Source organism: Pseudomonas oryzihabitans (genome assembly GCF_024652905.1).
Taxonomy (GTDB): Bacteria; Pseudomonadota; Gammaproteobacteria; order Pseudomonadales; family Pseudomonadaceae; genus Chryseomonas; species Chryseomonas benzopyrenica.
The window spans coordinates 1,754,681-1,777,730 of the sequence record NZ_CP102428.1; the positions used below are offsets into that span (position 1 = coordinate 1,754,681).

At 65.1% G+C, this 23,050-nt stretch carries 21 protein-coding genes; 14 read left to right on the plus strand and 7 right to left on the minus strand.

All coding sequences use genetic code 11. The annotated features are described in order from the left end of the window. Positions 1–70: 70 nt before the first annotated feature. The 3 genes from clpX to tig form a co-directional block, all read right to left on the minus strand. On the minus strand, positions 71–1,351 hold the full coding sequence (clpX, locus tag NRG74_RS08135) for an ATP-dependent Clp protease ATP-binding subunit ClpX (protein ID WP_017642587.1): 1,281 nt from the start codon (positions 1,349–1,351) through the stop codon (positions 71–73). Between the two features lie 110 nt (positions 1,352–1,461). Beyond that, complete coding sequence (clpP, locus tag NRG74_RS08140; protein ID WP_007162222.1) at positions 1,462–2,103, minus strand: ATP-dependent Clp endopeptidase proteolytic subunit ClpP; 642 nt, start codon at positions 2,101–2,103, stop codon at positions 1,462–1,464. Positions 2,104–2,193: 90 nt separating this feature from the next. Beyond that, a complete protein-coding gene (gene tig, locus NRG74_RS08145) occupies positions 2,194–3,504 on the minus strand; it encodes a trigger factor (protein WP_160923123.1) in 1,311 nt (436 codons plus the stop codon). Positions 3,505–3,785: 281 nt separating this feature from the next. On the opposite strand from tig, the gene NRG74_RS08150 reads away from it, so the two are divergent. Both NRG74_RS08150 and NRG74_RS08155 read left to right on the plus strand, forming a co-directional pair. Then, positions 3,786–5,093, plus strand: coding sequence for an Nramp family divalent metal transporter (locus tag NRG74_RS08150; protein WP_017642590.1), 1,308 nt, complete (start codon positions 3,786–3,788; stop codon positions 5,091–5,093). Between the two features lie 54 nt (positions 5,094–5,147). Then, on the plus strand, positions 5,148–6,098 hold the full coding sequence (locus NRG74_RS08155) for a 2-hydroxyacid dehydrogenase (RefSeq protein WP_257706256.1): 951 nt from the start codon (positions 5,148–5,150) through the stop codon (positions 6,096–6,098). A 29-nt stretch (positions 6,099–6,127) separates the two neighbouring features. Here NRG74_RS08155 and NRG74_RS08160 read toward each other — a convergent pair whose 3' ends face one another. Both NRG74_RS08160 and NRG74_RS08165 read right to left on the minus strand, forming a co-directional pair. Next, on the minus strand, positions 6,128–6,574 hold the full coding sequence (locus tag NRG74_RS08160; RefSeq protein ID WP_173148240.1) for a hypothetical protein: 447 nt from the start codon (positions 6,572–6,574) through the stop codon (positions 6,128–6,130). Positions 6,575–6,672: 98 nt separating this feature from the next. Next, positions 6,673–7,629 (minus strand): LysR family transcriptional regulator, encoded by a 957-nt coding sequence (locus NRG74_RS08165; protein WP_257706257.1) that lies wholly within the window; start codon positions 7,627–7,629, stop codon positions 6,673–6,675. A 208-nt stretch (positions 7,630–7,837) separates the two neighbouring features. On the opposite strand from NRG74_RS08165, the gene NRG74_RS08170 reads away from it, so the two are divergent. The 7 genes from NRG74_RS08170 (at position 7,838) to NRG74_RS08200 (ending at position 15,843) form a co-directional block, all read left to right on the plus strand. Beyond that, positions 7,838–9,571: an AMP-binding protein gene (locus NRG74_RS08170; protein ID WP_257706258.1), complete on the plus strand. Its 1,734-nt coding sequence runs from the start codon at positions 7,838–7,840 to the stop codon at positions 9,569–9,571. Beyond that, on the plus strand, positions 9,568–11,082 hold the full coding sequence (locus NRG74_RS08175) for a CoA-acylating methylmalonate-semialdehyde dehydrogenase (protein WP_257706259.1): 1,515 nt from the start codon (positions 9,568–9,570) through the stop codon (positions 11,080–11,082). Before NRG74_RS08170 ends, NRG74_RS08175 begins: the two co-directional genes overlap by 4 nt. Positions 11,083–11,095: 13 nt before the next feature. Beyond that, entirely contained in the window at positions 11,096–11,992 is an 897-nt protein-coding gene (gene mmsB / locus NRG74_RS08180) for a 3-hydroxyisobutyrate dehydrogenase (protein ID WP_257706260.1), read from the plus strand. Then, positions 11,989–13,041, plus strand: a complete 1,053-nt coding sequence (locus NRG74_RS08185) for an enoyl-CoA hydratase/isomerase family protein (protein WP_257706261.1) — start codon at positions 11,989–11,991, stop codon at positions 13,039–13,041. Before mmsB ends, NRG74_RS08185 begins: the two co-directional genes overlap by 4 nt. 11 nt (positions 13,042–13,052) lie before the next feature. Beyond that, a complete protein-coding gene (locus tag NRG74_RS08190; RefSeq protein WP_064308847.1) occupies positions 13,053–14,204 on the plus strand; it encodes an acyl-CoA dehydrogenase family protein in 1,152 nt (383 codons plus the stop codon). A gap of 137 nt (positions 14,205–14,341) precedes the next feature. After that, positions 14,342–15,142 (plus strand): universal stress protein, encoded by an 801-nt coding sequence (locus tag NRG74_RS08195; protein ID WP_017642599.1) that lies wholly within the window; start codon positions 14,342–14,344, stop codon positions 15,140–15,142. Between the two features lie 149 nt (positions 15,143–15,291). Beyond that, positions 15,292–15,843, plus strand: coding sequence for an ATP-dependent Clp protease proteolytic subunit (locus tag NRG74_RS08200; protein ID WP_017642600.1), 552 nt, complete (start codon positions 15,292–15,294; stop codon positions 15,841–15,843). Positions 15,844–15,905: 62 nt separating this feature from the next. Here the strand turns inward: NRG74_RS08200 and NRG74_RS08205 are convergent, their stop codons facing one another. Next, positions 15,906–17,678 carry a glycoside hydrolase family 5 protein gene (locus NRG74_RS08205; protein WP_257706262.1) on the minus strand — a complete coding sequence of 591 codons (1,773 nt, stop codon included), beginning with the start codon at positions 17,676–17,678 and terminating at the stop codon, positions 15,906–15,908. Positions 17,679–18,075: 397 nt separating this feature from the next. Here NRG74_RS08205 and NRG74_RS08210 point away from each other — a divergent pair, with 397 nt between their 5' ends. Further along, positions 18,076–18,483 (plus strand): response regulator, encoded by a 408-nt coding sequence (locus NRG74_RS08210; protein WP_026084051.1) that lies wholly within the window; start codon positions 18,076–18,078, stop codon positions 18,481–18,483. A gap of 65 nt (positions 18,484–18,548) precedes the next feature. Next, the gene (locus NRG74_RS08215) at positions 18,549–18,758 is read left to right on the plus strand and encodes a hypothetical protein (protein WP_017642825.1); all 210 of its coding nucleotides are present in this window, start codon (positions 18,549–18,551) and stop codon (positions 18,756–18,758) included. A 16-nt stretch (positions 18,759–18,774) separates the two neighbouring features. Here the strand turns inward: NRG74_RS08215 and NRG74_RS08220 are convergent, their stop codons facing one another. Continuing rightward, the gene (locus NRG74_RS08220) at positions 18,775–19,236 is read right to left on the minus strand and encodes an Lrp/AsnC family transcriptional regulator (protein WP_017642824.1); all 462 of its coding nucleotides are present in this window, start codon (positions 19,234–19,236) and stop codon (positions 18,775–18,777) included. Between the two features lie 223 nt (positions 19,237–19,459). Between NRG74_RS08220 and NRG74_RS08225 the strand changes: the two genes are divergently transcribed. The 3 genes from NRG74_RS08225 to NRG74_RS08235 are packed head-to-tail and all read left to right on the plus strand — an operon-like array spanning position 19,460 to position 23,049. After that, complete coding sequence (locus NRG74_RS08225; RefSeq protein ID WP_257706263.1) at positions 19,460–20,692, plus strand: 3-methyl-2-oxobutanoate dehydrogenase (2-methylpropanoyl-transferring) subunit alpha; 1,233 nt, start codon at positions 19,460–19,462, stop codon at positions 20,690–20,692. Between the two features lie 4 nt (positions 20,693–20,696). After that, on the plus strand, positions 20,697–21,755 hold the full coding sequence (locus NRG74_RS08230; RefSeq protein ID WP_017642822.1) for an alpha-ketoacid dehydrogenase subunit beta: 1,059 nt from the start codon (positions 20,697–20,699) through the stop codon (positions 21,753–21,755). Between the two features lies 1 nt (position 21,756). Beyond that, positions 21,757–23,049: a dihydrolipoamide acetyltransferase family protein gene (locus tag NRG74_RS08235; RefSeq protein ID WP_257706264.1), complete on the plus strand. Its 1,293-nt coding sequence runs from the start codon at positions 21,757–21,759 to the stop codon at positions 23,047–23,049. Position 23,050: the final 1 nt, after the last annotated feature.

Sequence of the window (23,050 nt, forward strand, 5' to 3'; positions counted from 1 at the left end):
CCTAACATGAGGTTGACCGCCGCAAAATACAACCGTCGCTGAAATGAAAAAGGGGCCGAAGCCCCTTCTGTCACGCGTCTGGCGCCGCCTTGGCGGGCTCGCTGTTCTCGTAGATGAGCAGCGGCTGGGAACTCCCCTCGATGACACTCTCGTCGATGACCACCTTGCTGACCTCCTTCTGCGAAGGAATCTCGTACATGGTCTCGAGCAGGATGCCTTCGAGGATGGATCTCAGACCCCGGGCACCGGTCTTGCGCTCCAGTGCCTTGCGGGCGACCGCCTTGAGGGCATCGGGACGAAATTCCAGATCCACGTCTTCCATCTCGAACAGCTTGGCGTACTGCTTGGTCAGGGCATTCTTCGGCTCGGTCAGGATCTGCATGAGTGCCGGCTCATCCAGCTCGTCCAAGGTCGCGATGACCGGCAGACGACCGACGAACTCGGGAATCAGGCCGAACTTGACCAGATCCTCGGGCTCGGCGTCACGTAGGGATTCGCCGATCTTCTTGCCCAGTTCCACGCTGCGTACCTCGGCGTTGAAGCCGATGCCGCCACCCTTGGTGGAACGATTCTGGATGACCTTTTCCAGGCCAGCGAAGGCACCGCCGCAGATGAATAGGATGTTGCGGGTATCTACCTGCAGGAATTCCTGCTGGGGATGCTTGCGGCCACCCTGAGGCGGAACCGACGCCACGGTACCCTCGATCAGCTTCAGCAGTGCCTGCTGCACGCCCTCGCCCGAGACGTCACGGGTGATGGAGGGGTTGTCGGACTTGCGCGAGATCTTGTCGATCTCGTCGATATAGACGATGCCCATCTGGGCCTTTTCCACATCGTAGTCGCACTTCTGCAAGAGCTTCTGAATGATGTTCTCGACGTCTTCACCCACATAACCGGCTTCGGTCAGAGTGGTGGCATCGGCGATGGTGAAAGGTACGTTGAGCAGGCGCGCCAGCGTTTCCGCCAGCAGGGTCTTGCCCGAACCGGTCGGACCGATGAGCAGGATATTGCTCTTGCCCAGCTCGACGTCGTCTTTCTTCTCGCGCTGATTCAGACGCTTGTAATGGTTGTAGACAGCAACGGCGAGGACCCGCTTGGCACGCTGCTGACCAATGACATACTGGTCGAGGATGGCGCTTATTTCCTTCGGCGCTGGCAGCTTGTGCGCATTGCTTTCGGCCTGAGCTTCCTGGACCTCCTCGCGGATGATGTCATTGCACAGGTCGACGCATTCGTCGCAGATGAAGACGGAGGGTCCAGCGATCAATTTACGTACTTCGTGCTGACTCTTGCCGCAGAAGGAGCAGTAAAGCAGCTTGCCGTTATCGTCGCTATTGCGCGTATCTGTCATTCGATCGATCCAATGGAATGTGCTTACATCAACAAGATGGAGCCTATTGCACGGTTTTTCAAGCCTACCCGCCCAAACGACCGGCGCTTGGGCAGGTGGTCGAGGCGGGGTCAGGCGGGGATGTTGCGCTTCTCGAGGACCTTGTCGATCAAGCCGTAGGCAACGGCTTCGGGGCCACTCATGAAGTTGTCACGGTCGGTATCGCGGGCGATCACGTCCATCGGCTGACCGGTGTGATGCGCCAGCACCTTGTTCAGACGCTCACGGATGGTCAAAATTTCACGGGCGTGAATTTCGATGTCCGATGCCTGACCCTGGAAGCCGCCCAGCGGCTGGTGAATCATCATCCGCGAGTGCGGCAGGCAGAAACGCTTCTCGGCGGCACCGCCTGCCAGCAACAGGGCGCCCATGCTGCAGGCCTGGCCGATGCAGATGGTGGAGACGTCGGGCTTGATGAACTGCATGGTGTCGTAGATCGACATGCCCGCGGTCACCGAGCCACCCGGGCTGTTGATATAGAGGTGGATGTCCTTGTCAGGATTCTCCGCTTCCAGGAACAGCAGCTGGGCGACGACCAGATTGGCCATGTAGTCCTCGACCTGGCCGACCAGGAAGATGACCCGCTCCTTGAGCAGCCGGGAGTAGATGTCATAGGCGCGCTCACCCCGGGCGGATTGCTCCACCACCATGGGTACCAGACCGCCAGCGGCTTGAATATCGGGCATGGATTGCATGTATGAATTGCGGGACATGTCCTGCACTAGCTCCCTATCTGGATGACCTGTCAAAAACACATAAGCCAGCACGAGGCTGGCTTAGGTGAACTAGCAACTGGAGGCAGATCAGGCTGCTTGGGGAGCCTCGGCCGGTTTGACCGCGTCCTCGTAGGAGACCTGCTTGTCGGTGACTTTTGCCTGCTTGAGGACAGTATCCACGACTTGTTCTTCCAGTACAACCGAACGCACTTCGTTCAGCTGCTGCTCGTTCTGGTAGTACCACTTCACTACCTGCTCGGGCTCCTGATAGGCCGCAGCCATCTCTTCGATCAGCTCGCGAACGCGGGCGTCATCGGGCTTGAGCTCGAACTGCTTGACCATCTCGGCGATGATCAGGCCCAGCAGCACGCGGCGCTTGGCCTGCTCGCTGAACAGCTCGGCCGGCAGTTGCTCGGGCTGGATGTTGCCGCCGAACTGCTGGACGGCCTGGACGCGCAGGCGATCCACTTCGTTGCTGATCAGGGCAGCCGGTACGTCGATCTGGTTGGCAGCCAGCAGACCGTCCATGACCTGGTTCTTGACCTTGGTCTTGAGCGCCTGGCGCAGCTCGCGGTCCATGTTCTTGCGCACTTCGGCGCGGAACCCTTCGACGGTGGTCTCTTCCACGCCGAACTGCTTGAAGAAGGCTTCGTTCAGCTCGGGCAGCTCGGGTGCGGCCACTTCCTTGACGGTGACCTTGAACTGGGCGGCCTTGCCGGCCAGATCCAGGTTCTGGTAGTCCTCGGGGAAGGTCAGGTCGAGCACACGCTCGTCACCGGCCTTGGCACCGACCAGACCGTCTTCGAAACCGGGGATCATGCGACCCGAACCCAGCACCAGCTTGGTGTTCTCGGCGGAGCCACCGGAGAAGGCTTCGCCATCCTGGGTACCGACGAAGTCGATGGTGACCTGGTCGTCGTTGGCGGCAGCGCGGTCAACGGCTTCGTAACGGGTACCCTGCTTGCGCAGCACGTCGAGCATCTTGTCGATGTCGGCGTCTTCGACGCTGGACTCCTGGCGCTCGATCTCGATGCCGTCCAGGCCCTTGACTTCGAACTCGGGGAAGACTTCGAAGGTGGCGACGTATTCCAGGTCCTTGCCCTTTTCGAACACCTTGGGTTCGACGGCGGGTGCGCCGGCCGGGTTGAGCTTCTGCTCGACGACGGCTTCGTAGAAGGTTTCCTGAATGAGATCACCCAAGGCTTCCTGACGAGCCGAGGCTTCGTAGCGCTGGCGGATGACGCTCATGGGTACCTTGCCCGGGCGGAAACCGGGAACCTTGGCACGCCGTGCAGTCTGCTGCAGACGCTTGTTCACTTCGGTTTCAATACGCTCGGCCGGCACGCCAATGGTCATGCGACGCTCGAGAGCAGAGGTGTTTTCAACGGAAACTTGCATGGATATTCCTCGTGGCACAAGAACAGGCCGGCTTTCCGACCCCCCAGAATCAAGGGCGACCATTCTAGAGACAGTCTCAAGCGAAGTCACCTGGCTTGATCCAGCGGTACGTACGGCAATCAACGAAGGGCGTCTGGCCTGACCCGACGAAAGCAACATTTTGTTGCCCACCTTTAGTTGTACGACGTCGTATGTAGTGCTAAACCCTGAAAGGGCAAGCTAACGAAAAGGCCACTTCCGGCCCCTTCACAACAACAACAATCGTTAGGAGAACCGCCCTAATGGAGCGATCCGGTTCCGTCGAAAAATCCGTACCTCTGGCCAAGGAGCAAGGCTCCGGCCTGCGCCGCCTGGCGAAGCTGCTGGGCCCCGGCATCATCGCGGTGCTGTCCTGGCTGGGCGCTGGCGACCTCATCACTTCCTCGGTGGCTGGCGCCAACTATGGCTACGCCATGATGTGGGTGCTGGCGGTGTCCCTGCTGCTGCGCTTTCTCATCGTCAACATCATCGCGCGCTTCCAGCTGTGCAATAACAAGGGCATGTCGATCCTAGAAGGCTATGCCCAGCTGCACCCGGTGTTCGCCTGGTTCATGCTCGGGTACGCGCTCGTCATGGGGCACCTGACCAACGCCTACATGCTCAAGGGCGCTGGCGAGGCCCTGGCCACCCTTCTCCATGTCGACTATCCGCTGCTTTGTTCGGTGGCGGTGGTGATCGCCGTCTGGCTGCTGGTGGGACGGAACTTCTATGCCCTGATCGAAGGCGTGATGAAGGTGCTGCTGGCGGTCATGACCCTGGCCTTCATCACGCTGGCGGTGATGTCGGGCCCGGACCTGGGCGGCATCCTGCGCGGCACCATCGGCTTCAGCATTCCGCCGGACGAAGGCGTGCATGGGGCTCTGCTGGTGGCCGTGTCGGTCATTGGCGCCGTGGCCGGTTCCATCGCCAACTTCGTGCATCCCTATGTGATGAAGGAAAAGGGCTGGACCGGCCCGGAGCACAAGCGCATCCAGCGCAACGATCTGCTGTTCGCCGTGGTGGTTGGCATCATCATCAACCTGGCCATCTGGGTCGTCGGCGTGGAAATCCTCAGACCCAACGGCCTGCAGGTGAACACCCTGAACGACTTGGGCTCGGCGCTGGAGCTGTTCTTCGGCTCGGGCGGCTGGTTGATTTTCTTCACCGGCGTCTTCGCCACCCTGTTCGCCAGCGTGGTGGGCAAGACCACCGCCTTCCCCATGCTGATCACCGATGCCCTGCAGCACATCCGTCCGGAACGGCGCGAGCGCTATGGCAAGACCTTTCATAAGGACCCGGCGCACAAGTGGTTCCTGCTCTTCATCCTGGTGACGCCGCTGGTGTGGTCGCTGCCGGGCATGCCCGACTTCGTGACCCTGACCATCGGCGTGAATGCCTTGAACATCGTCGGCCTGCCGGTGATCTCCCTGGGCCTGCTGATCATGTCCAACCAGAAGTCGCTGCTGGGCGACGAGTACCGCAACAACTGGTTCGAGAACCTGGCCCTGGGTTTCGCCACCCTGTTGGCGATCTGGGTCGCGATCCAGCTTGGCCTGCAATTGCTGGGCTGAGCCCACCGCTTCAAGGGGCGGTTCGCCGCCCCTTCTCTTTCAAGGAGTCTAGAAATGGCTGAACAGAACCAACGTCCGCTGTTGCTGCAGGTGGGTCCGCTGCTGCCTGCGCTGCAGGACGCGCTAGAGACCCGTTATGAGGTGCTACGACTTTGGGAAGCACCCGATCAGTCCGAACTGCTCGCGGCACGCGGCCAGGACGTGGTGGCCGTGGTGACCTCAGGCGTGCACGGTGCGACCCGCGAACTGATGAGCGCCCTGCCCGCCCTAGCGGCGGTGTTCAGTTTCGGCGTGGGCTACGACAGCATCGACATCGCCGCGGCGCGCGACAGAGGCGTGCTCGTGAGCAACACCCCGGGTGTCCTGGACGACTGCGTCGCCGACACCGCCTTCGCCCTGCTGATCGATGTAGCGCGGGGCATCAGTGCGGCGGATCGTTTCGTGCGCCGCGGCGACTGGCGCCAGGGCAAGTTTCCCCTGACCTCGCGCCTGGCGGGCAAGACCTGCGGCATTGTCGGTCTGGGTAACATCGGCAAAGGCATCGCCCGACGGGTGGAGGCTTTTGGCATGGAAGTGGCCTACCACGGTCGCCATCGGCAACCGGACGTACCCTATCGCTATCATGCCGATCTCGAATCCCTGGCGGAGGCAGCGGACTTCCTGGTGCTGTCGCTGCCCGGTGGTGCCGCCACCGATGGGCTGATCGACGCGCGGATCCTCGCGGCCCTGGGACCGCGTGGCTATCTCATCAACATCGCTCGCGGCAGTGTGGTCGATGAGCCGGCCCTGGTGGCGGCCCTGCAGAGCGGCGCCCTGGGCGGCGCCGGGCTGGATGTCTTCGCCGAGGAACCCGAGGTGCCCACGGCGTTGCTGACGCTGGACAACGTGGTCCTCACCCCGCATCTCGGCAGCGGCACCCACGAGACGCGCCAGGCCATGGCTGATCTGGTGCTGGCCAATGTGGAGCGCTATTTCACCGACGGGACCCTGGTCACTCCCGTCTGAAAAGCGGCGGCCCGCGCGGCCGCCCTTTCCTACTCGATGGCGGGCAGGGTCTTGCTGCGGATCCGTCGTGCCAGCGAATCGTAGATCTCGCGGCAGCCTTCGTCCCAGAATCGGTCGGGATCGTCCTGAGGTTCGAGGGCAACGGAGAATTCGCCGTCGCGCTCCTTCAGCACGAAGTGGTCGTTGGTATAGAAGAAGGACAGCCCGATGGCGAAGGTCTGGGGCGTGCCGGCCAGGTCATCGACGATCACCGTGAGGTCGTAGCGCGCATAGACTTCCAGTTCGCGGACGATGTTGCCATCGACGCGCTTTTCCAGGCCCAACCCGGCATCGACCTGATCCGCGGGAGTGAGCCCCAGGTAGCGGGTGAAGCACTCCGGCAATTCATGCAGGCGGCGCTCCAGCTCCTGCCAGTAGGCTTCTTCCCGCTCGGCTGACTTGCTCAGCGCCTGACTCAATGCCTGATATCGTTCCATTGCCGTTCCCATCTGTTCACTGGAGGCCGTCGAAGGACGACCGACAGCTCTGAGACCCCGGCCGGGTCCCGGGGTGCCGCAGCGATCGGCGCCGGGCCTCAGGTCGCCGGCCAGCCCAGCACTGGCGCGCGGGTTTCGCCGAGCAGGAAGTCGCGATTGGCGTCGGTGCAGGCGCGCAGGTAGTCGGTCACCAGGGTGATGCGGCGCAGGCGGCGCAAGTCTTCGCGGTAGTAGAGCCAGAATTGCCGGGTGATCTGGATCTGTTCCGGCAGGAGCGCCACCAGGCGCGGATCCGGCTCGGCGACAAAGCACGGCAGGATGGCCAGGGCGTGTCCGCACAGGGCGGCCTGATACTGGGCAATCACGCTGGTACTGCGCAGGCCGCTGCTGGCCTCCGGCAGGATGCGCTCCAGATAGAGCAGCTCGGGGCTGAAGGCGAGATCGTCGACGTAGGTGATGAACCTATGACGGTGCAGATCCGCGAGCTGCGCGATGGGCGGGTGGCGGGCCAGGTAGTCGGCGGTGGCATAGAGTCGCAGGCGATAGTCGCACAGCTTGCGGCAGACATAGGGTCCGCGCTCGGGGCGTTCCAGGGTGATGGCGATGTCGGCTTCGCGGCGCGACAGGTTGACGAAGTGCGGGACCGGTAGCACATCGAGGGTGATCCCCGGATAGCGATCCTGGAAGAAGCTCAGCTGAGGCGCGACGAAGTAGCTGCCGAAGCCTTCGGTAGCACCGATGCGCACCTGGCCGGAAGGCGCCAGACGGGTATCGGAGATCTGCTCGCAGGCGGTCTGCAGGGTGCTTTCCAGGGTTTCGGCGTGCACCAGCAGCCGCTGCCCTTCCATGGTGAGGCTGAAGCCGGTGCTGCGCGACTTCTCGAACAGCAGGGCACCAAGCGCCTTTTCCAGGGCCGAGATACGCCTCGAGACGGTGGTGTAATCGACCCCCAACCGCCGCGCCGCGGCGCTGGCCTTCTGGGTGCGGGCGACTTCGAGGAAGAATCTGAGATCGTCCCAGTCGAGACGCGCTGCCGGGTTATTGGATTTTTGCATGTCGGTCGGGCGTTTTTGTCGGAAGCCAAGAGACTTTTGCCGGAACTATACTGCTTACCAGGGCGCGTCACGAGTGGTGACGGCGCGACCCGCTGCTACCCAACAACAATAAAGAGCAGGCAACCATGACCCACCCTCAGGCCCCATCCCGGCGCCAGGCCGGACGCTGCCCTTCCTTCCCGCTCCTGCAGGCCGCGGGGTATCGCCCATGACGGCCGGCGACGCCTTCCGCGCAGCGCGCGACTTCCTGCTGCGCCATCGCACCGACTACGCCACTGCCGTCCGCGATTTTCGCTGGCCGCAACTGGAACACTTCAACTGGGCGCTGGATCATTTCGATCGCCTGGCCGAGGAGCATGCCGGTCCGGCACTGTGGCGACTCGACGCCGAAGGTCGCGAAGAGCGCTACAGCTTCGCCGAGCTGCGCCAGGCCTCGAATCGCACCGCCAACTTCCTGCGGGCCCAGGGCGTGCGGCGCGGCGAACGCATCCTGGTGATGCTGGGCAACGAGGTGGCGCTGTGGGAGACGCTGCTCGGTGCCTTCAAGCTGGGTGCCGTGGTGGTGCCCGCCACCACCTTGCTCAGTGATGCCGATCTGCAGGATCGGGTGCAGCGCGGGCGCATCGCCCATCTGGTGGTGGGCAGCGCCCATACGGAGCGTTGCGCCAGTCTGGATCCGGGCCTTACCCGGATCTGCGTCGGGTCGCCGGTGGCCGGTTGGCAGCCCTATGCACCGGGCGCCTGCGCCAGCGACTTCCTGCCGGACGGCCCTACCCTCGCCACGGATCCGCTGCTGCTCTATTTCACCTCGGGGACCACCTCGCGACCCAAGCTGGTCCTGCACAGCCACAGCAGCTATCCAGTCGGGCACCTGTCGACCCTCTACTGGATCGGCCTGCAGCCAGGCGACGTACACCTCAACATCTCCTCCCCAGGCTGGGCCAAGCATGCCTGGAGTTGCGTCTTCGCCCCCTGGAATGCCGGTGCCTGCGTGTTCATCCATGACGTGCCGCGCTTCAAGCCCCAGGCGCTGCTGGAGGTGCTGGCGCGCTATCCCGTCACCAGTCTCTGCGCGCCGCCCACGGTGTGGCGCATGCTGATCCAGGAGGACCTTGCCGCCTATCGCGAGCGGCTGCAGCTGCGGGAGCTGGTCGGCGCCGGCGAGCCGCTCAATCCGGAGATCATCGACAGCCTGCAGGCGGCCTGGGGGCTGACCCTGAGAGATGGTTTCGGCCAGTCGGAGACCACCGCCCTGGTAGGCAATACCCCGGGCCAGCCGCTCAAGCCGGGCTCCATGGGTCGTCCGCTGCCAGGGTGCCACGTCGAGTTGCTGGATGCCGATGGCCAGCCGGGCAACGACGGCGAGGTGGCCCTGTCGCTGCAGCCGCGCCCCGCCGGGTTGATGCTGGGCTACGAGGACAGTCCGGAGAAAACCGCCGAGGTGATGCGGGACGGCCACTACCGCACCGGCGATACCGCGGTGCGTGATGCCGAGGGCTACATCACCTTCGTCGGGCGCGCCGATGACGTCTTCAAGTCGGCGGACTACCGCATCAGCCCCTTCGAACTGGAAAGCGCCCTGATCGAGCACCCGGCCGTGATGGAAGTGGCCGTGGTGCCGAGCCCCGACCCCTTGCGCCTCAATGTACCCAAGGCCTTCGTCATCCTGGCCGCCGGCCACGCGCCTTCGCCTGAACTCGCGCAGGAGCTGCTCGGCTTCGCCCGTGGCTGCCTGTCCCCCTACAAGCGAGTACGCCGCCTGCAATTCGTCGGCGAACTGCCCAAGACGCTGTCCGGCAAGATCCGCCGCATCGAGCTGCGCCTGGGCGAGGCACAGCGCCGCGCGGCTGGCACAGCCGACCTCCACGACTATGCCGAAGAAGACTTCGCCAACCACCCTGCCCCGGCCTCCGTTGCCACCGCCCAGGAATCCCTGTCATGACCCAGACCGCCATCAAAGACGTGCCGCTGCTGATCGACGGCCAATTCGTCACCTCCACCAGCCGCGAAGGCCGCGAAGTGATCAACCCGGCCACCCAGGAGGTGCTGGCGCGGGTGCCCTTCGCCACCACTGAGGAGGTACAGCGCGCCGTGGCCAGTGCCAAGGCGGCCTTCGCCACCTGGCGCAAGACGCCCATCGGCGCCCGGGCACGCATCTTCCTGCGCTACCAGCAGCTGATCCGCGAACACATGAGCGAACTGGCCGCCCTGCTCACCGCCGAGCAGGGCAAGACCCTGGCCGACGCCGAGGGCGATGTCTTCCGCGGCCTGGAGGTAGTGGAGCACGCCGCGGCCATCGGCAATCTGCAACTGGGCGAACTGGCCAACAACGTCGCCAGCGGGGTGGACACCTATACGCTGCTGCAACCCCTGGGCGTCTGCGCCGGCATCACCCCCTTCAACTTCCCGGCGATGATTCCGCTGTGGATGTTTCCCATGGCCATCGCCTGCGGCAATACCTTCGTCCTCAAGCCCTCGGAGCAGGATCCGCTGGTGACCATGCGCCTGGCCGAGCTGGCGCTGGAAGCCGGGGTACCGCCCGGGGTGCTCAACGTGGTCCATGGCGGACCGGCGGTGGTGGACGCCCTCTGCGATCACCCGGATATCAAGGCGCTGTCCTTTGTCGGCTCGACCCGCGTCGGCACCCATGTCTATCGCCGCGCCAGCGAAGCCGGCAAGCGCGTGCAGTGCATGATGGGCGCCAAGAACCATGCGGTGGTGATGCCCGATGCGCCCCGCGAACAGACCCTGGCCAACCTGGTGGGCGCCGCCTTCGGCGCGGCGGGTCAGCGCTGCATGGCGGTCTCGGTGGTGGTGCTGGTGGGTGAAGCCAACAGCTGGGTGCCGGACCTGGTGGCCAAGGCGCGCAGCCTCAAGGTGGGTGCGGGTCACGAGCACGGCACCGATGTCGGCCCGCTGATCTCCTGCCAGGCCCTGGACCGGGTCAGCGGCCTGATCGAGCGCGGGCTGAGCGAAGGCGCGACCCTGGAGCTGGACGGCCGCAACATCCAGGTCGAGCGCTACGAGAAGGGCAATTTCGTCGGCCCGACGCTGTTCTCCGGGGTGACCACCGACATGACCCTGTATCGCGAAGAGCTGTTCGGGCCGGTGCTCTGCGTGATGCACGCGGCCACCCTCGACGAGGCCATCGCCCTGATCAACGCCAACCCCAATGGCAACGGCGTCGCCCTCTTCACCCGCTCCGGCGCCGCGGCCCGCCGCTTCCAGGAAGACATCGACGTCGGCCAGGTTGGCATCAACGTGCCCATCCCGGTGCCGGTGCCGCTGTTCTCCTTCAGCGGTTCGCGCGCCTCCAAGCTGGGCGACCTGGGGCCCTACGGCAAGCAGGCGGTGCTCTTCTATACCCAGACCAAGACCATCACCACGCGCTGGCCCGACGAGCAGGACGTCGGCGGCGCCGGGGTCGTCAACACCACCATCACCCTCAAGTAAGGGAGACGCCAGCATGCATCTGGGATTTCTGGGACTGGGCAACATGGGCGCGCCCATGGCCCGCAACCTGCTCAAGGCCGGCCACCAGCTGACCGTCTATGACCTTTCCACCGCTGCGCTGGACGCACTGCGCGCCGAAGGAGCCGAGGTCGCTGCCTCGCCCACCGCCGTGGCGGCGAGTGGCGCGGAGGTGATCATCACCATGCTGCCCGCGGCCGCCCAGGTGAAGACGGTCTACCTGGGCGAGGACGGACTGATCGCCCGTGCCCGGCCGGGCACCCTCTTGATCGATTCCTCCACCATCGACCCGCTCAGCGCCCGGGCGGTGGCCAGCGCCGCCGCCGAGCGCGGCCTGGAACTGCTGGACGCCCCGGTCTCCGGCGGCACCGGCGGCGCCGCGGCAGGGACTCTCACCTTCATGGTCGGCGGTAGCGAGGCCGGCTTCCAGCGTGCCCAGCCGCTACTGGCCGCCATGGGCCGCAACCTGGTGCACTGTGGCGCCAGCGGCAACGGCCAGGTGGCCAAGGTGGCCAACAACCTGTTGCTGGGCATCTCCATGGTCGGGGTAGCCGAAGCCATGGCCCTGGGTACCCGCCTGGGCATGGACGCCAAGACCTTGGCCGGGGTGATCAATACCAGCAGCGGGCGCTGCTGGAGTTCGGAGGTCAACAACCCCTATCCGGACGTGCTGCCCCAGGCACCGGCCTCGCGCGGCTACCAGGGCGGCTTCGCCGCCGAGCTCATGCTCAAGGACCTGGGCCTGGCCACCGAGGCGGCGCGCGCCGTGCGCCAGCCGGTGATCCTCGGCGCAGTGGCGCAACAGCTCTACCAGAGGTTCAGCCGCGCGGGTGGCGGCGGCCTGGATTTCTCGGCCATCATCCAGGACTACCTGGACGAGGACGGTGCATGAACGAGGCCAAGGTGCTGCTGGAAAGACGCGGCGGGGTCGGCTACCTGACCCTCGACCGCCCGGCCGGGCTCAATGCCCTGGATCTGGACATGGTGCGCGCCCTGCACGGTGCGCTGCGCGACTGGGAGCAGGACCCCGGCGTGCGGGTGATCGTGCTCCGTGGCAACGGGCCCAAGGCCTTCTGCGCCGGCGGCGATGTGCGGGCGCTGTATGACAGCTACCAGCGCGGCGACGACCTGCACCTGACCTTCTTCACCGAGGAATACGCCCTCGACCTGGCGCTGCACCGCTATCCCAAGCCGGTGCTGGCGCTGGCCCATGGGCTGGTGCTGGGCGGCGGCATGGGCCTGGTGCAGGCGGCGCGCCTGCGGATCGTCAGCGAGCGCACCCGCATGGCCATGCCGGAAACCGCCATCGGCTACTTCCCCGATGTCGGCGCCAGCCACTTCCTGCCACGCCTGCCGGATCAGCTGGGCCTCTATCTCGGCCTGACCGGCGTGCAGATCGGTCCGGCCGATGCCCTGGCCGCCGGCCTGGCCGATGTCTTCATTGCCGAAGCGACGACCGACGACCTCCTCCAACGGCTGGAGGCGGCCACTGCCCAGGGGCCGACCGATCTGGCCGCCCTGCTGCAGGAGTTCGCCACGGCGCCGGCCGAGTCGGCGCGTCTGACCGACCTGCGCCCCGCCATCGCCGAACACTTCGCCGCGGCGACCGTGGAAGAGTTGCGCGGCAGCCTGCAGGCGGAAAGCCGCTCCGCCTATCGCGACTGGGCCCAGGAGACCCTGTCCATCCTGGACGCCCGCTCGCCACTGGCGGTCGCCACCGCCCTGGAATTGCTGCGTCAAGGCGGCGGGCTGTCGCTGGAGCAGTGTTTCGCGCTGGAGCTGCACCTGGATCGCCGCTGGTTCGAAAAGGGCGAGATCATCGAGGGGGTGCGCGCCATGCTGGTGGACAAGGACCGCACGCCGCACTGGAATCCGGCTCGCTGGCAGGATTTGGATCCACGCCGCGTCGCGGCCTTTTTCACCGATTTTCGCCATTCCTGAGGAAGGCTTCCATGCACGACATCGAACTCACCGAAGAACAACGCATGATCCGCGACATGGCGCGTGACTTCGCCCGCCGCGAGGTCGCGCCCCACGCCCGGGCCTGGGAAAAGGCCGAGTGGATCGACGACGCCGTGGTTGCCCAACTGGGTGAACTGGGCCTACTGGGCATGGTGGTGCCCGAGCAATGGGGCGGCACCTATATGGACTACGTCGCCTATGCCCTGGCCGTGGAAGAGATCTCCGCCGGCGACGGCAGCCTCGGCGCCCTGATGAGCATCCACAGCTCGGTGGGTTGCGGCCCACTGCTGCGCTACGGCACCGCCGAACAGCAGGATCATTGGCTGCCCGACCTGGCCGCCGGCAAGGTCATCGGCTGCTTCTGCCTGACCGAACCCCAGGCCGGCTCCGAGGCCCATAACCTGCGCACCCGCGCGGTCCTCGACGGCGACAGCTGGGTGCTCAATGGCAGCAAGCAGTTCGTCAGCAACGGGCGCCGCGCCGGCCTGGCCATCGTCTTCGCGGTGACCGATCCGGAGCTGGGCAAGAAGGGCCTGTCGGCCTTTCTGGTACCCACCGACACTCCCGGCTTTCGCGTCGAGCGCACCGAACACAAGATGGGCCTGCGCGCCTCCGACACCTGCGCGGTCACCCTGGACAACTGCCGGATCCCGGCGGCCAACCTGCTGGGCGAGCGCGGCAAGGGCCTGGCCATCGCCCTGTCCAACCTGGAAGGCGGGCGCATCGGCATCGCCGCCCAGGCCCTGGGCATCGCTCGCGCGGCTTTCGAGGCGGCGCTGGGCTACGCCCGCGAACGCATCCAGTTCGACAAGGCCATCATCCAGCACCAGAGCATCGCCAACATGCTGGCCGACATGCACACCCGGCTCAATGCCGCGCGGCTGCTGATCCTGCATGCGGCGCGGTTGCGCACGGCGGGCCAGCCCTGCCTCAGTGAGGCCTCCCAGGCCAAGCTGTTCGCCACCGAGACGGGCGAATGGGTGTGCTCCAAGGCCATCCAGATCCATGGCGGCTATGGCTACCTGGAGGACTATCCGGTGGAACAGTACTACCGCGATATCCGCATCACCCAGATCTACGAAGGCTCCAGTGAAATTCAGCGTTTGCTGATCACCCGGGAACTCGATCGCTACGAAATGTGAGGGCGTCCGGGATGACGGCCGTGACCTGCCCAGCAAAAGCCGAAGATGACATCCAGGCGTCATCAGCAGGCGCTGGGCGGGTGCTACGCTCCTGACAGGGATCGTGTCTGGTCCCGGTCTCGTCAAGGAATACCGTTATGGCCTCCCTGCTCGCCTGCATCGATGGATCCCCCCACGCCGAAAGCGTCTGCGACCACACCGCCTGGTTGTCGCGGCGGCTGGATGCACCCGTCACCCTGCTGCACGTGCAGGAATCGGCCAGCAGCGGCAAGAAGGTCGCCAACGGCGCCCCGGTCTATCTGGACGATGATGTCGGTGCCGGGATGGCCAAGGCGCTGCTGCTCAATGCCCGTCAGCGCCTGCTGCAGCAGGGTCTGACCTCCGCCCCACAGATCCTGCGGCGGCCCGAGGGCCTGGTGGATACCCTCAAGACCCTGGAAGCCGACACCCGCCTGTTGGTGATCGGCAAGCGCGGCGAGCGCTCAGGGGACAGCGGCATCGGCAGCCAGCTGGAAGCCGTGGTGCGCGCCGTGCACCGGCCGATCCTGATCTGCTCGGGGCCATTCAAGCCGCCACGGCAATTCACCATCGCCTACGACGGCCGGGAAGCCACTCACCAGGGCATCCTGGCGCTGGCCCGCAGTCCGCTGCTGGCCGGCATGAGCGGCACCCTGCTGCGGGTCGGCGAAGACGATCCGATCCTGCGCAAGCGCCTGGAGGACCTGGCCCTACTGCTGCGCAGCGCCGGTTGCCGGGTGGACACCACCGTCGCCCATGGTGACGTGGAGCGCATCGTCCCCCGCCACCTCGACGAACGCCGGGCGGATCTGCTGATCATGGGTGCCTACAGCCACTCTTCGGTCTGGCGCTTCCTGCGCGGCAGTCGCACCACCCAGTTGCTGCACAAGACCGAAGTGCCGATGCTCCTGCTGCGCTGAGATCGCGATTGCGCCCAGGCGCAGCCCATCCGTCTGGGACGCGCTTCGTCGGCCAGCCGACGCCAGCGCTCAAGCCCGGCCGAAAGTCGCCGAAGCAGCTCCTATAGAGCCCGCCTTCCGCCGGGCTCCCCGGCGCGTCGGTAGGCCCCATGAGCACCCATGTCATCCATTTCACCGGTCCCATCAATTCCACCAGTTGCGGCCAGCTGATCGCCCAGTGCTCTCAGGCGGTCCAGCAGGACGCCTCGCGCATCCTGCTCAAGATCGCCACCATGGGCGGCGATTGCAGCTACGGCTTCACGATGTACAACTTCCTCCTGTCCCTGCCGGTACCGGTGCACACCCACAACCTGGGTACCGTCGAATCCATGGGCAACATCCTTTTTCTCGCCGGTGAACAGCGTACCGCCAGTCGCCACAGCAAGTTCCTCTATCATTCCTTCTACTGGAATCTGAACAACTCGGTGGACCACGCACGCATGGCCGAATACGCCATGTGCCTGGACTACGACCTGGATCTCTATGCCCGCATCGTCGCTGAGCGCACCGCCGGTGCCGCAGAGGCCCTGGACATCTACAGCTGCCTCAAGGCCAACGCCCGGCTGCTGAGTCCGGAAGCGGCCCTGACCACCGGGGTGATCCATGCCGTGGATGAATGCCGGGTGCAACCGGGAGAGGTCACCACCTTCATCCATCTTTAAGCAGGCAACAAAAAACCCGGTGGACAATGGCCACCGGGTTTTTTGTTGCCTGATCCCGAGGATCAGCGACTGAAGGAAATCAGGGTGTTGGGATAGCCGACGCTGGCATCCAGCCGGCTGGCATCGAAGAAAACGCCCAGGTTTTTCGCCCCATCCTGCACGTAGCTGATCTTGAGGATCTGGCCGTTGACGAGGCGTACCGAGCCACCCAGCTTGAAGGCCGAGCGATTGGCTGCGGTCGCCGGGATGGAGATGGCCGCGGCGCGACGGTAGACGCCGCGATTCCAGTCGGCGTTGGTGAAGTCGTTGATGGCACTGCTGACGCTGGCGGCGCTGGTCACCCCGGTGGGCGAGACCGTCACGGTCTTGGGATAGCCCACGGCGTTGCCGTTGAAGGGCGTCCCCTCGGTGAAGACGCCCAGGCTATTGCCGGCCTGTACCGAGGAGATCCGCCGTACCTGGCCATCCGCGGTGGTCAGGTAGGCACCGGCCTTGAAGGCGGCGCGATTCACCGCGGTTCCGGGTACCGAGATCGCAGCCTTTTTGAGGAACACCCCCTTGTGCCAGTCCGGGTTGGTGAAGTCGTTGACCACCGAGGTGACAGTGCCTGCGGTGGCACCGGTGCTCGGCGGAATCTGGACCCCGGCGTTGCTCCCCGTATTGCCTGTGTTGCCGGTGTTGCCAGCGCTGCCACCACCGGAATTGCCCACGGCGCCGGCATTGCCACCGATGGAGCCGCTGTTGCCAGTGCCGGTACCGCCGGCGGCCGGCGCGGTGCTGCCACTGGCGTTTGGACCGATGGCAGTGCAGCTGCTGTCGTCCAGGTATTTGCGCAGGGTCGGCCACTGCGGGCGCTCCTGGCCATTGATGGGCTCCACCGACATGAAGTAACTGCCCCAGCCGGGACCTGCGGCCCAGTAGGAGGCCGGAATGCAGTTCTGCTTCAGGTAGGCCAGCATGTTGTCCATCAGCAGGTTCCAGCGCGGATTGTTGTCCGGGACACCGAACTCGCCGATATAGCCACGCTTGCCGTTCTTCTTCAGCCAGTCGACGAAGGGCTTCACCCGCGTCACGCCATAGTTGGCATCGAGCTTGTTGACGTCGGTCTTGTCGTAGCTGCCGCCGGCGTTCTCGTCGAAGTAGGAGTGCGCCGAAAAGATGATGTTGTTGGCCGGATCCTTCAGCCCCAGCAGGACATCGTTGAATTCGGCCCAGCGGGTGGCGCTCGACCAGCCGTTACCTTCGACGATCACCGGCCGGGTGCTGTCCACCGCCCGGACGCCATTGATGCCGTACTGGGCCGCGGTCGGCCAGTAGGCCATGGCATCGTGGGGCTCGTTCATGATGTCGTAGGCGTACAGCGAGGACTGGCCGCTCCACTGCCGCGCGATGTGGGTCATGATCTCTTGATAGCGGGCGTAAGGTACGCCGCTGGTACCTATCACCTGACCGCGATAGCGGGCGTAGTTGTGCAGGTCGAGGATGATCTTGATGCCGTGCTTCTGCGCATAGCCGAAGGTTTGGCTCACCAGGGCCACGTAGGCGCTATCCAGAGGTCCGCCCAGGCGTGGCTGCAGGCGTTCCCAGATGATGGGGAAGCGAATCAGCTTCACGCCCCGCGCGCTCCACTGCTGGAAGTAGGCTTCCACCGGGAAGATGTAGTTGGTGCCATTGATGCCGGGCAACACCTGGGGCGCGAAGCCCGCACCAGACAGATTCAGACCTACCAGGCTGACAGGCTCGGCCTGGGCGAAGCCAGCGGACAGCGCGACGACAGCAGCGGCCGCGGCGAGCGGACGACGAAGGGCGGTAACAACGGAGCGAATAGGTGTCATGGACAGGTACTGCTTTGGGAGGCGTGGCGTCGATGTCCTTTGTGTACGAGCAAAGCCTGGGTTTAGGTAAGGCCACTGGGACGTGACAAAAAAAGCGCTCTGCGTCCTGCAGTTGTCTCACCTAATACAAGTCATATGCCAGCCAAGTGAAACCTTTCACCCAACGGGAAGTCTCTGCGTCCAAAGAAACGCTGAAAGCACCGGAACAGAGGCCTTGCGGCAAACGTAACCAAATGTGCGCGACACAGGGTCGCAGCTTGGAAAGCGGGCACCTGGTTGGTCTTTCGACCCCGCGAAGACAGAAATCTGACGCCAAAATTCTCCGAGCTCTCTCAGGGAATTTTCCTCCACCGTTACCCTCCAAGGCTCAGCAATGTCTTGTATATAAGGTCCAGTCATGCGCGCAGAACAGCCGGGAACCCCTGTCTTCCGACCCACTCTCCTGGTGGTGGACGACGAGCCACTGGTAGCGGATTTCGTCCGCGAAATCCTCGAGCCCGAAGGCTTCAACATCATCGCCGCTGACTCGGCCGACACCGCCCTGTCGTTGCTGGAGAAAGAAGACGCCAACATCGACATTCTATTGACGGACATTCGCATGCCCGGCTCGATGGATGGCGCGCAGCTGGCCAACATGGTGTGCCAGCGGTGGCCAGACATGCCGATTATTGTCATGTCCGGCTACGAAACGCCGTCCACGGCCAGCATCAAATGCAAGGTTCGGTTCCTGCCCAAGCCCTGGTCGATCGGTCAGCTGATCGACGCGGTGAATGGCGTGGCCTATTCGGTGACGCCCAGCGCCTGACTGGCGAGGAACCTCGGCAATGTGAACGCTGTCACATTGCCACCTCGACCGTCCGGACCGCCATAATGCTCGCCCTGACCCAGCAATTCGTTGCCCAGCTCCCCAACGTCACCTGCCTGTTCGGCCCGCTCACGCCGGATGGCGGTCTGCCCGCCCAGCTCTGCAACTCCTCCGGTCGACGTCGCCTGACGCTGATGCTGGATATCGCCCGGCTCCGCGATTCGAATTATTGTGCCGTTCAGGCGCAGCAGGTGCGCCGCTCACTGGGCACCTAACCGCTCGCTCGATCGTTCAGAGGGGTGGCGCCGGTCTGAGCAGAACCGCCTTGAGCGAAAAGGCCGAGGTCACGCTGGCTACCCCGGGAATGCAGGTCAGAGTATCGGCCAGAAAGTGCTGGTAGGCCGCCAGATCCTGCACCACCACCCGCAACACATAGTCGGCATCGCCGGTCATCTGGAAACAGCTCATCACCTGGGGCGCCTTGACGATCTCCCGTTCGAAGGCGCGCAAGTAATCGGTGGACTGCTTTTCCAGACGTACCGAGACGAAGACGCTGACACTGCCGGCCAGCCGGGTTTCGTCGAGCTGGGCGTGATACCCCTGGATATAGCGCTCCTCCTCCAGACGCTTGACCCGCCGTAGCGTCGGGGTCAGCGACAGCCCTATCTTCTGTGCCAGATCGCGCCAGCTCAGACGGCCATCGGCGGACAGGGCATTGAGAATGCGCAGGTCGATACGGTCCAGACCAGCCATGGTGCAAAACCTCTACTGTTGTTCTTGTAGAGAGTTCAATAGCACCAAACGACCCTGCTGCCCACCTCCAAATTGCGGCAAAACGGCTAGCAGAGCCGGCCTATACTCAGGTGACCAATAACAAGAATGCCGAGGCCTCCACCATGTGGCACCCTGCATCGCACCCGGACGGCCAACCCGTCCTGCGACCCGCCCGCCCCCTTACCTACCTGGGGGGTCGGCCATGAGCGACTACCCACCCCTGCGCCTGCACGTCCCCGAACCCAGTGGCCGACCGGGCCGTCCTACCGACTTCAACTATCTGCAGCTCTGCCCCGCTGGCCGTGCGGAAAAGCCACCCGTCGACGTGGCGCCGGTGGATACCCGCGAGCTGGCGACCCAGCTGATCCGCATCCTCGATGAAGACGGCTGCGCCGTCGGCCCTTGGGCCACGGAAGAGGCGCCCGACCTGTTGCTGCAAGGCCTGCGCGCCATGCTCAAGACGCGCCTGTTCGATGCCCGGATGCTCAAGGCCCAGCGGCAGAAGAAGCTCTCCTTCTATATGCAGTGCCTCGGTGAGGAAGCCATCGCCGTCGGCCAGACCCTGGCCCTGCGTCCGGACGACATGCATTTCCCCACCTACCGCCAGCAGGGCATCCTCATCGCCCGCGAGGCGCCGCTGGACGAGATGATCTGCCAGCTGCTGTCCAATGCCCGGGATCCGCTCAAGGGTCGCCAGTTGCCGGTGATGTACTCCTACCGCGACCTCGGTTTCTTTTCCATCTCCGGCAACCTGGGCACCCAGTACATCCAGGCAGTGGGCTGGGCCATGGCCTCGGCGATCAAGGGGGACACCCGCATCGCCGCCGGCTGGATCGGCGATGGCGCCACCGCCGAAGGCGATTTCCACGCCGCCCTCACCTTCGCCCATGTCTACCGGGCGCCGGTGATCCTCAACATCGTCAACAACCAGTGGGCCATCTCCACCTTCCAGGCCATCGCCGGCGGCGAGGGCATCACCCTGGCCACCCGCGGTATTGGCTACGGCATCGCTGCGCTACGGGTGGATGGCAACGACTTCCTCGCGGTACTGGCCGTCTCGCGCTGGGCCGCCGAACGCGCCCGGCGCAATCTGGGGCCGACCCTGATCGAATGGGTGACCTATCGCGCCGGTCCCCACTCCACCTCCGACGATCCGTCCAAGTACCGACCCGCCGATGACTGGGCGCACTTCCCCCTGGGCGATCCCATCGACCGGCTCAAGGCGCATCTGATCGGCCGTGGTCTCTGGTCGGACGCGCAGCACCAGGCGCTGGCCGCCGAGCTGGAAGCCGAGGTGGCCGCCGCGCAGAAGGCCGCGGAAGCCCACGGCACCTTCGCCAGCGATCTTGCCCCCAGCGCCGCCGACATGTTCGAGGAGGTCTACCAGGACCTGCCGCCGCACCTGCGCCGCCAACGCCAACAGCTCGGGAAGTGACGCCATGACCGTACAACAGGAAACCGACTTGCCGACCCAGGCCGGCAGCCGCAGCACCCTGACCATGATCCAGGCCATCCGCTCGGCGATGGACGTGATGCTCGAACGCGACGACAACGTGGTGGTCTTCGGCGAGGACGTCGGCTACTTCGGCGGCGTCTTTCGCTGCACCGAGGGCCTGCAGGCCAAATATGGCGCCTCGCGGGTATTCGATGCGCCCATCTCGGAGAACGGCATTGCCGGCGCCGCGGTGGGCATGGGCGCCTACGGCCTGCGCCCGGTGGCGGAGATCCAGTTCGCTGACTATGTCTACCCGGCCATCGACCAGATCGTCTCCGAGGCGGCGCGGCTGCGCTATCGCTCGGTCGGCCAGTTCACCTCGCCGCTGGTGTTCCGCATGCCCTGTGGTGGCGGCATCTATGGTGGCCAGACCCACAGCCAGAGCCCGGAGGCAATGTTCACCCAGGTCTGCGGCCTGCGTACCGTGATGCCCTCCAATCCCTACGACGCCAAGGGTCTGCTGATCGCCTCCATCGAGAGCGACGACCCGGTGATCTTTCTCGAACCCAAGCGCCTCTACAACGGCCCCTTCGACGGCCACCATGATCGTCCGGTAACGCCCTGGTCGGGCCACCCGGCCAGCGCCGTGCCGGACGGCTATTACCGCGTGGAGCTGGAACGGGCCGCCGTGGTCCGCCCTGGCAAGCAGGTCACGGTGCTGACCTATGGCACCACCGTCTGGGTCGCCCTGGCGGCCGCCGCCGAGACCGGCATCGATGCCGAGGTGATCGACATCCGCAGCCTCTGGCCGCTGGATCTGCAGACCCTCACCGATTCGGTGACCAAGACCGGCCGTTGCGTGGTGGTGCATGAAGCGACCCGTACCTGCGGCTACGGCGCCGAGCTGGTGTCCCTCATGCAGGAGCACTGCTTCCATCGCCTGGAGGCGCCCATCGAGCGGGTCACCGGCTGGGATACCCCCTATCCCCACGCCCAGGAATGGGACTACTTCCCGGGTCCGTCCCGGGTCGGCGCCGCGCTTAAGCGCGTCATGGAGGTCTGAGATGGGTACTCATGTCATCAAGATGCCCGACATCGGCGAAGGCATCGCCGAAGTGGAACTGGTCAAGTGGTACGTGGCGGTAGGGGATGAAGTCGGCGAAGACCAGACCCTGGCCGACGTCATGACCGACAAGGCCATGGTGGAGATCCCCTCCCCGGTGGTGGGCCGGGTGGTCGCCCTGGGCGGTGCTCCCGGCCAGGTCCTGGCCGTCGGTGCCGAGCTGATCCGCCTGGAAGTGGCCGGTGACGGCAACGTACGCGAAGCCAGCCGACCAGCGCCGGCAGAGCCAGCACCGGCACCGGCACCGGCACCCAAGGCGGAAGCGTCCAAGTCCGAGGCGGCACCTGCCCCGCGCCGTCCGGAACCGAAGGCCCCTCGCCAAGATGATCGACCGGCCTCCCGCCCAGCCCCGGGCAGCCCCCCGCTGGCGTCTCCTGCGGTCCGTCAGCACGCCTGGGACCTGGGCATCGAATTAAGATTCGTCACCGGCACCGGTCAGGGCGGACGTATCCTGCATGGCGATCTGGAAGCCTATGTGCAGCAACGCGACGCCGGACTGCCACCGGCCACCGGCGGCGGTGGCCTGGCGAAACGCAGTGGCGAGGAGCGCATCCCGCTGATCGGCCTGAGACGCAAGATCGCCGAGAAGATGCAGGCCGCCAAGCGGCATATCCCCCACTTCACCTATGTGGAAGAGGTGGATGTCACCGAACTGGAAGCCCTGCGTGCCACCCTCAACCAGCGCTGGCAGGGGCGTCGCGCCCACCTCACCCTGCTGCCCTTCCTGGCACGCGCGCTGGTCGTTGCGGTGCGGGACTTTCCGCAGATGAATGCGCGCTTCGACGAAGACAGCAGCACCGTGACGCGTTATGGCGCGGTACATCTCGGCATCGCCACCCAGGGTGAGCAGGGCCTGGCGGTACCGGTGGTGCGCCACGCCGAGGCGCTGGATCTCTGGGGCTGTGCCCAGGAGGTGGCGCGCCTCGCGACCGCAGTGCGCGGCGGCAAGGCCGGGCGCGACGAACTGTCCGGCTCGACCCTGACCATCAGCAGCCTCGGTCCGCTGGGAGGCATCGCCTCCACGCCCATCATCAACCATCCCGAGGTGGCCATCATCGGCGTCAATCGCATCGTCGAGCGCCCGGCCTTCCGCAACGGCCTGGTGGTGCCACGCAAGCTGATGAATCTCTCCGCCTCCTTCGACCACCGGCTGATCGATGGCCAGGACGCCGCCAGCTTCATCCAGGCCGTGCGCCAGCTGCTCGAACAACCCGCCACCCTCTTCCTGGAGTAGC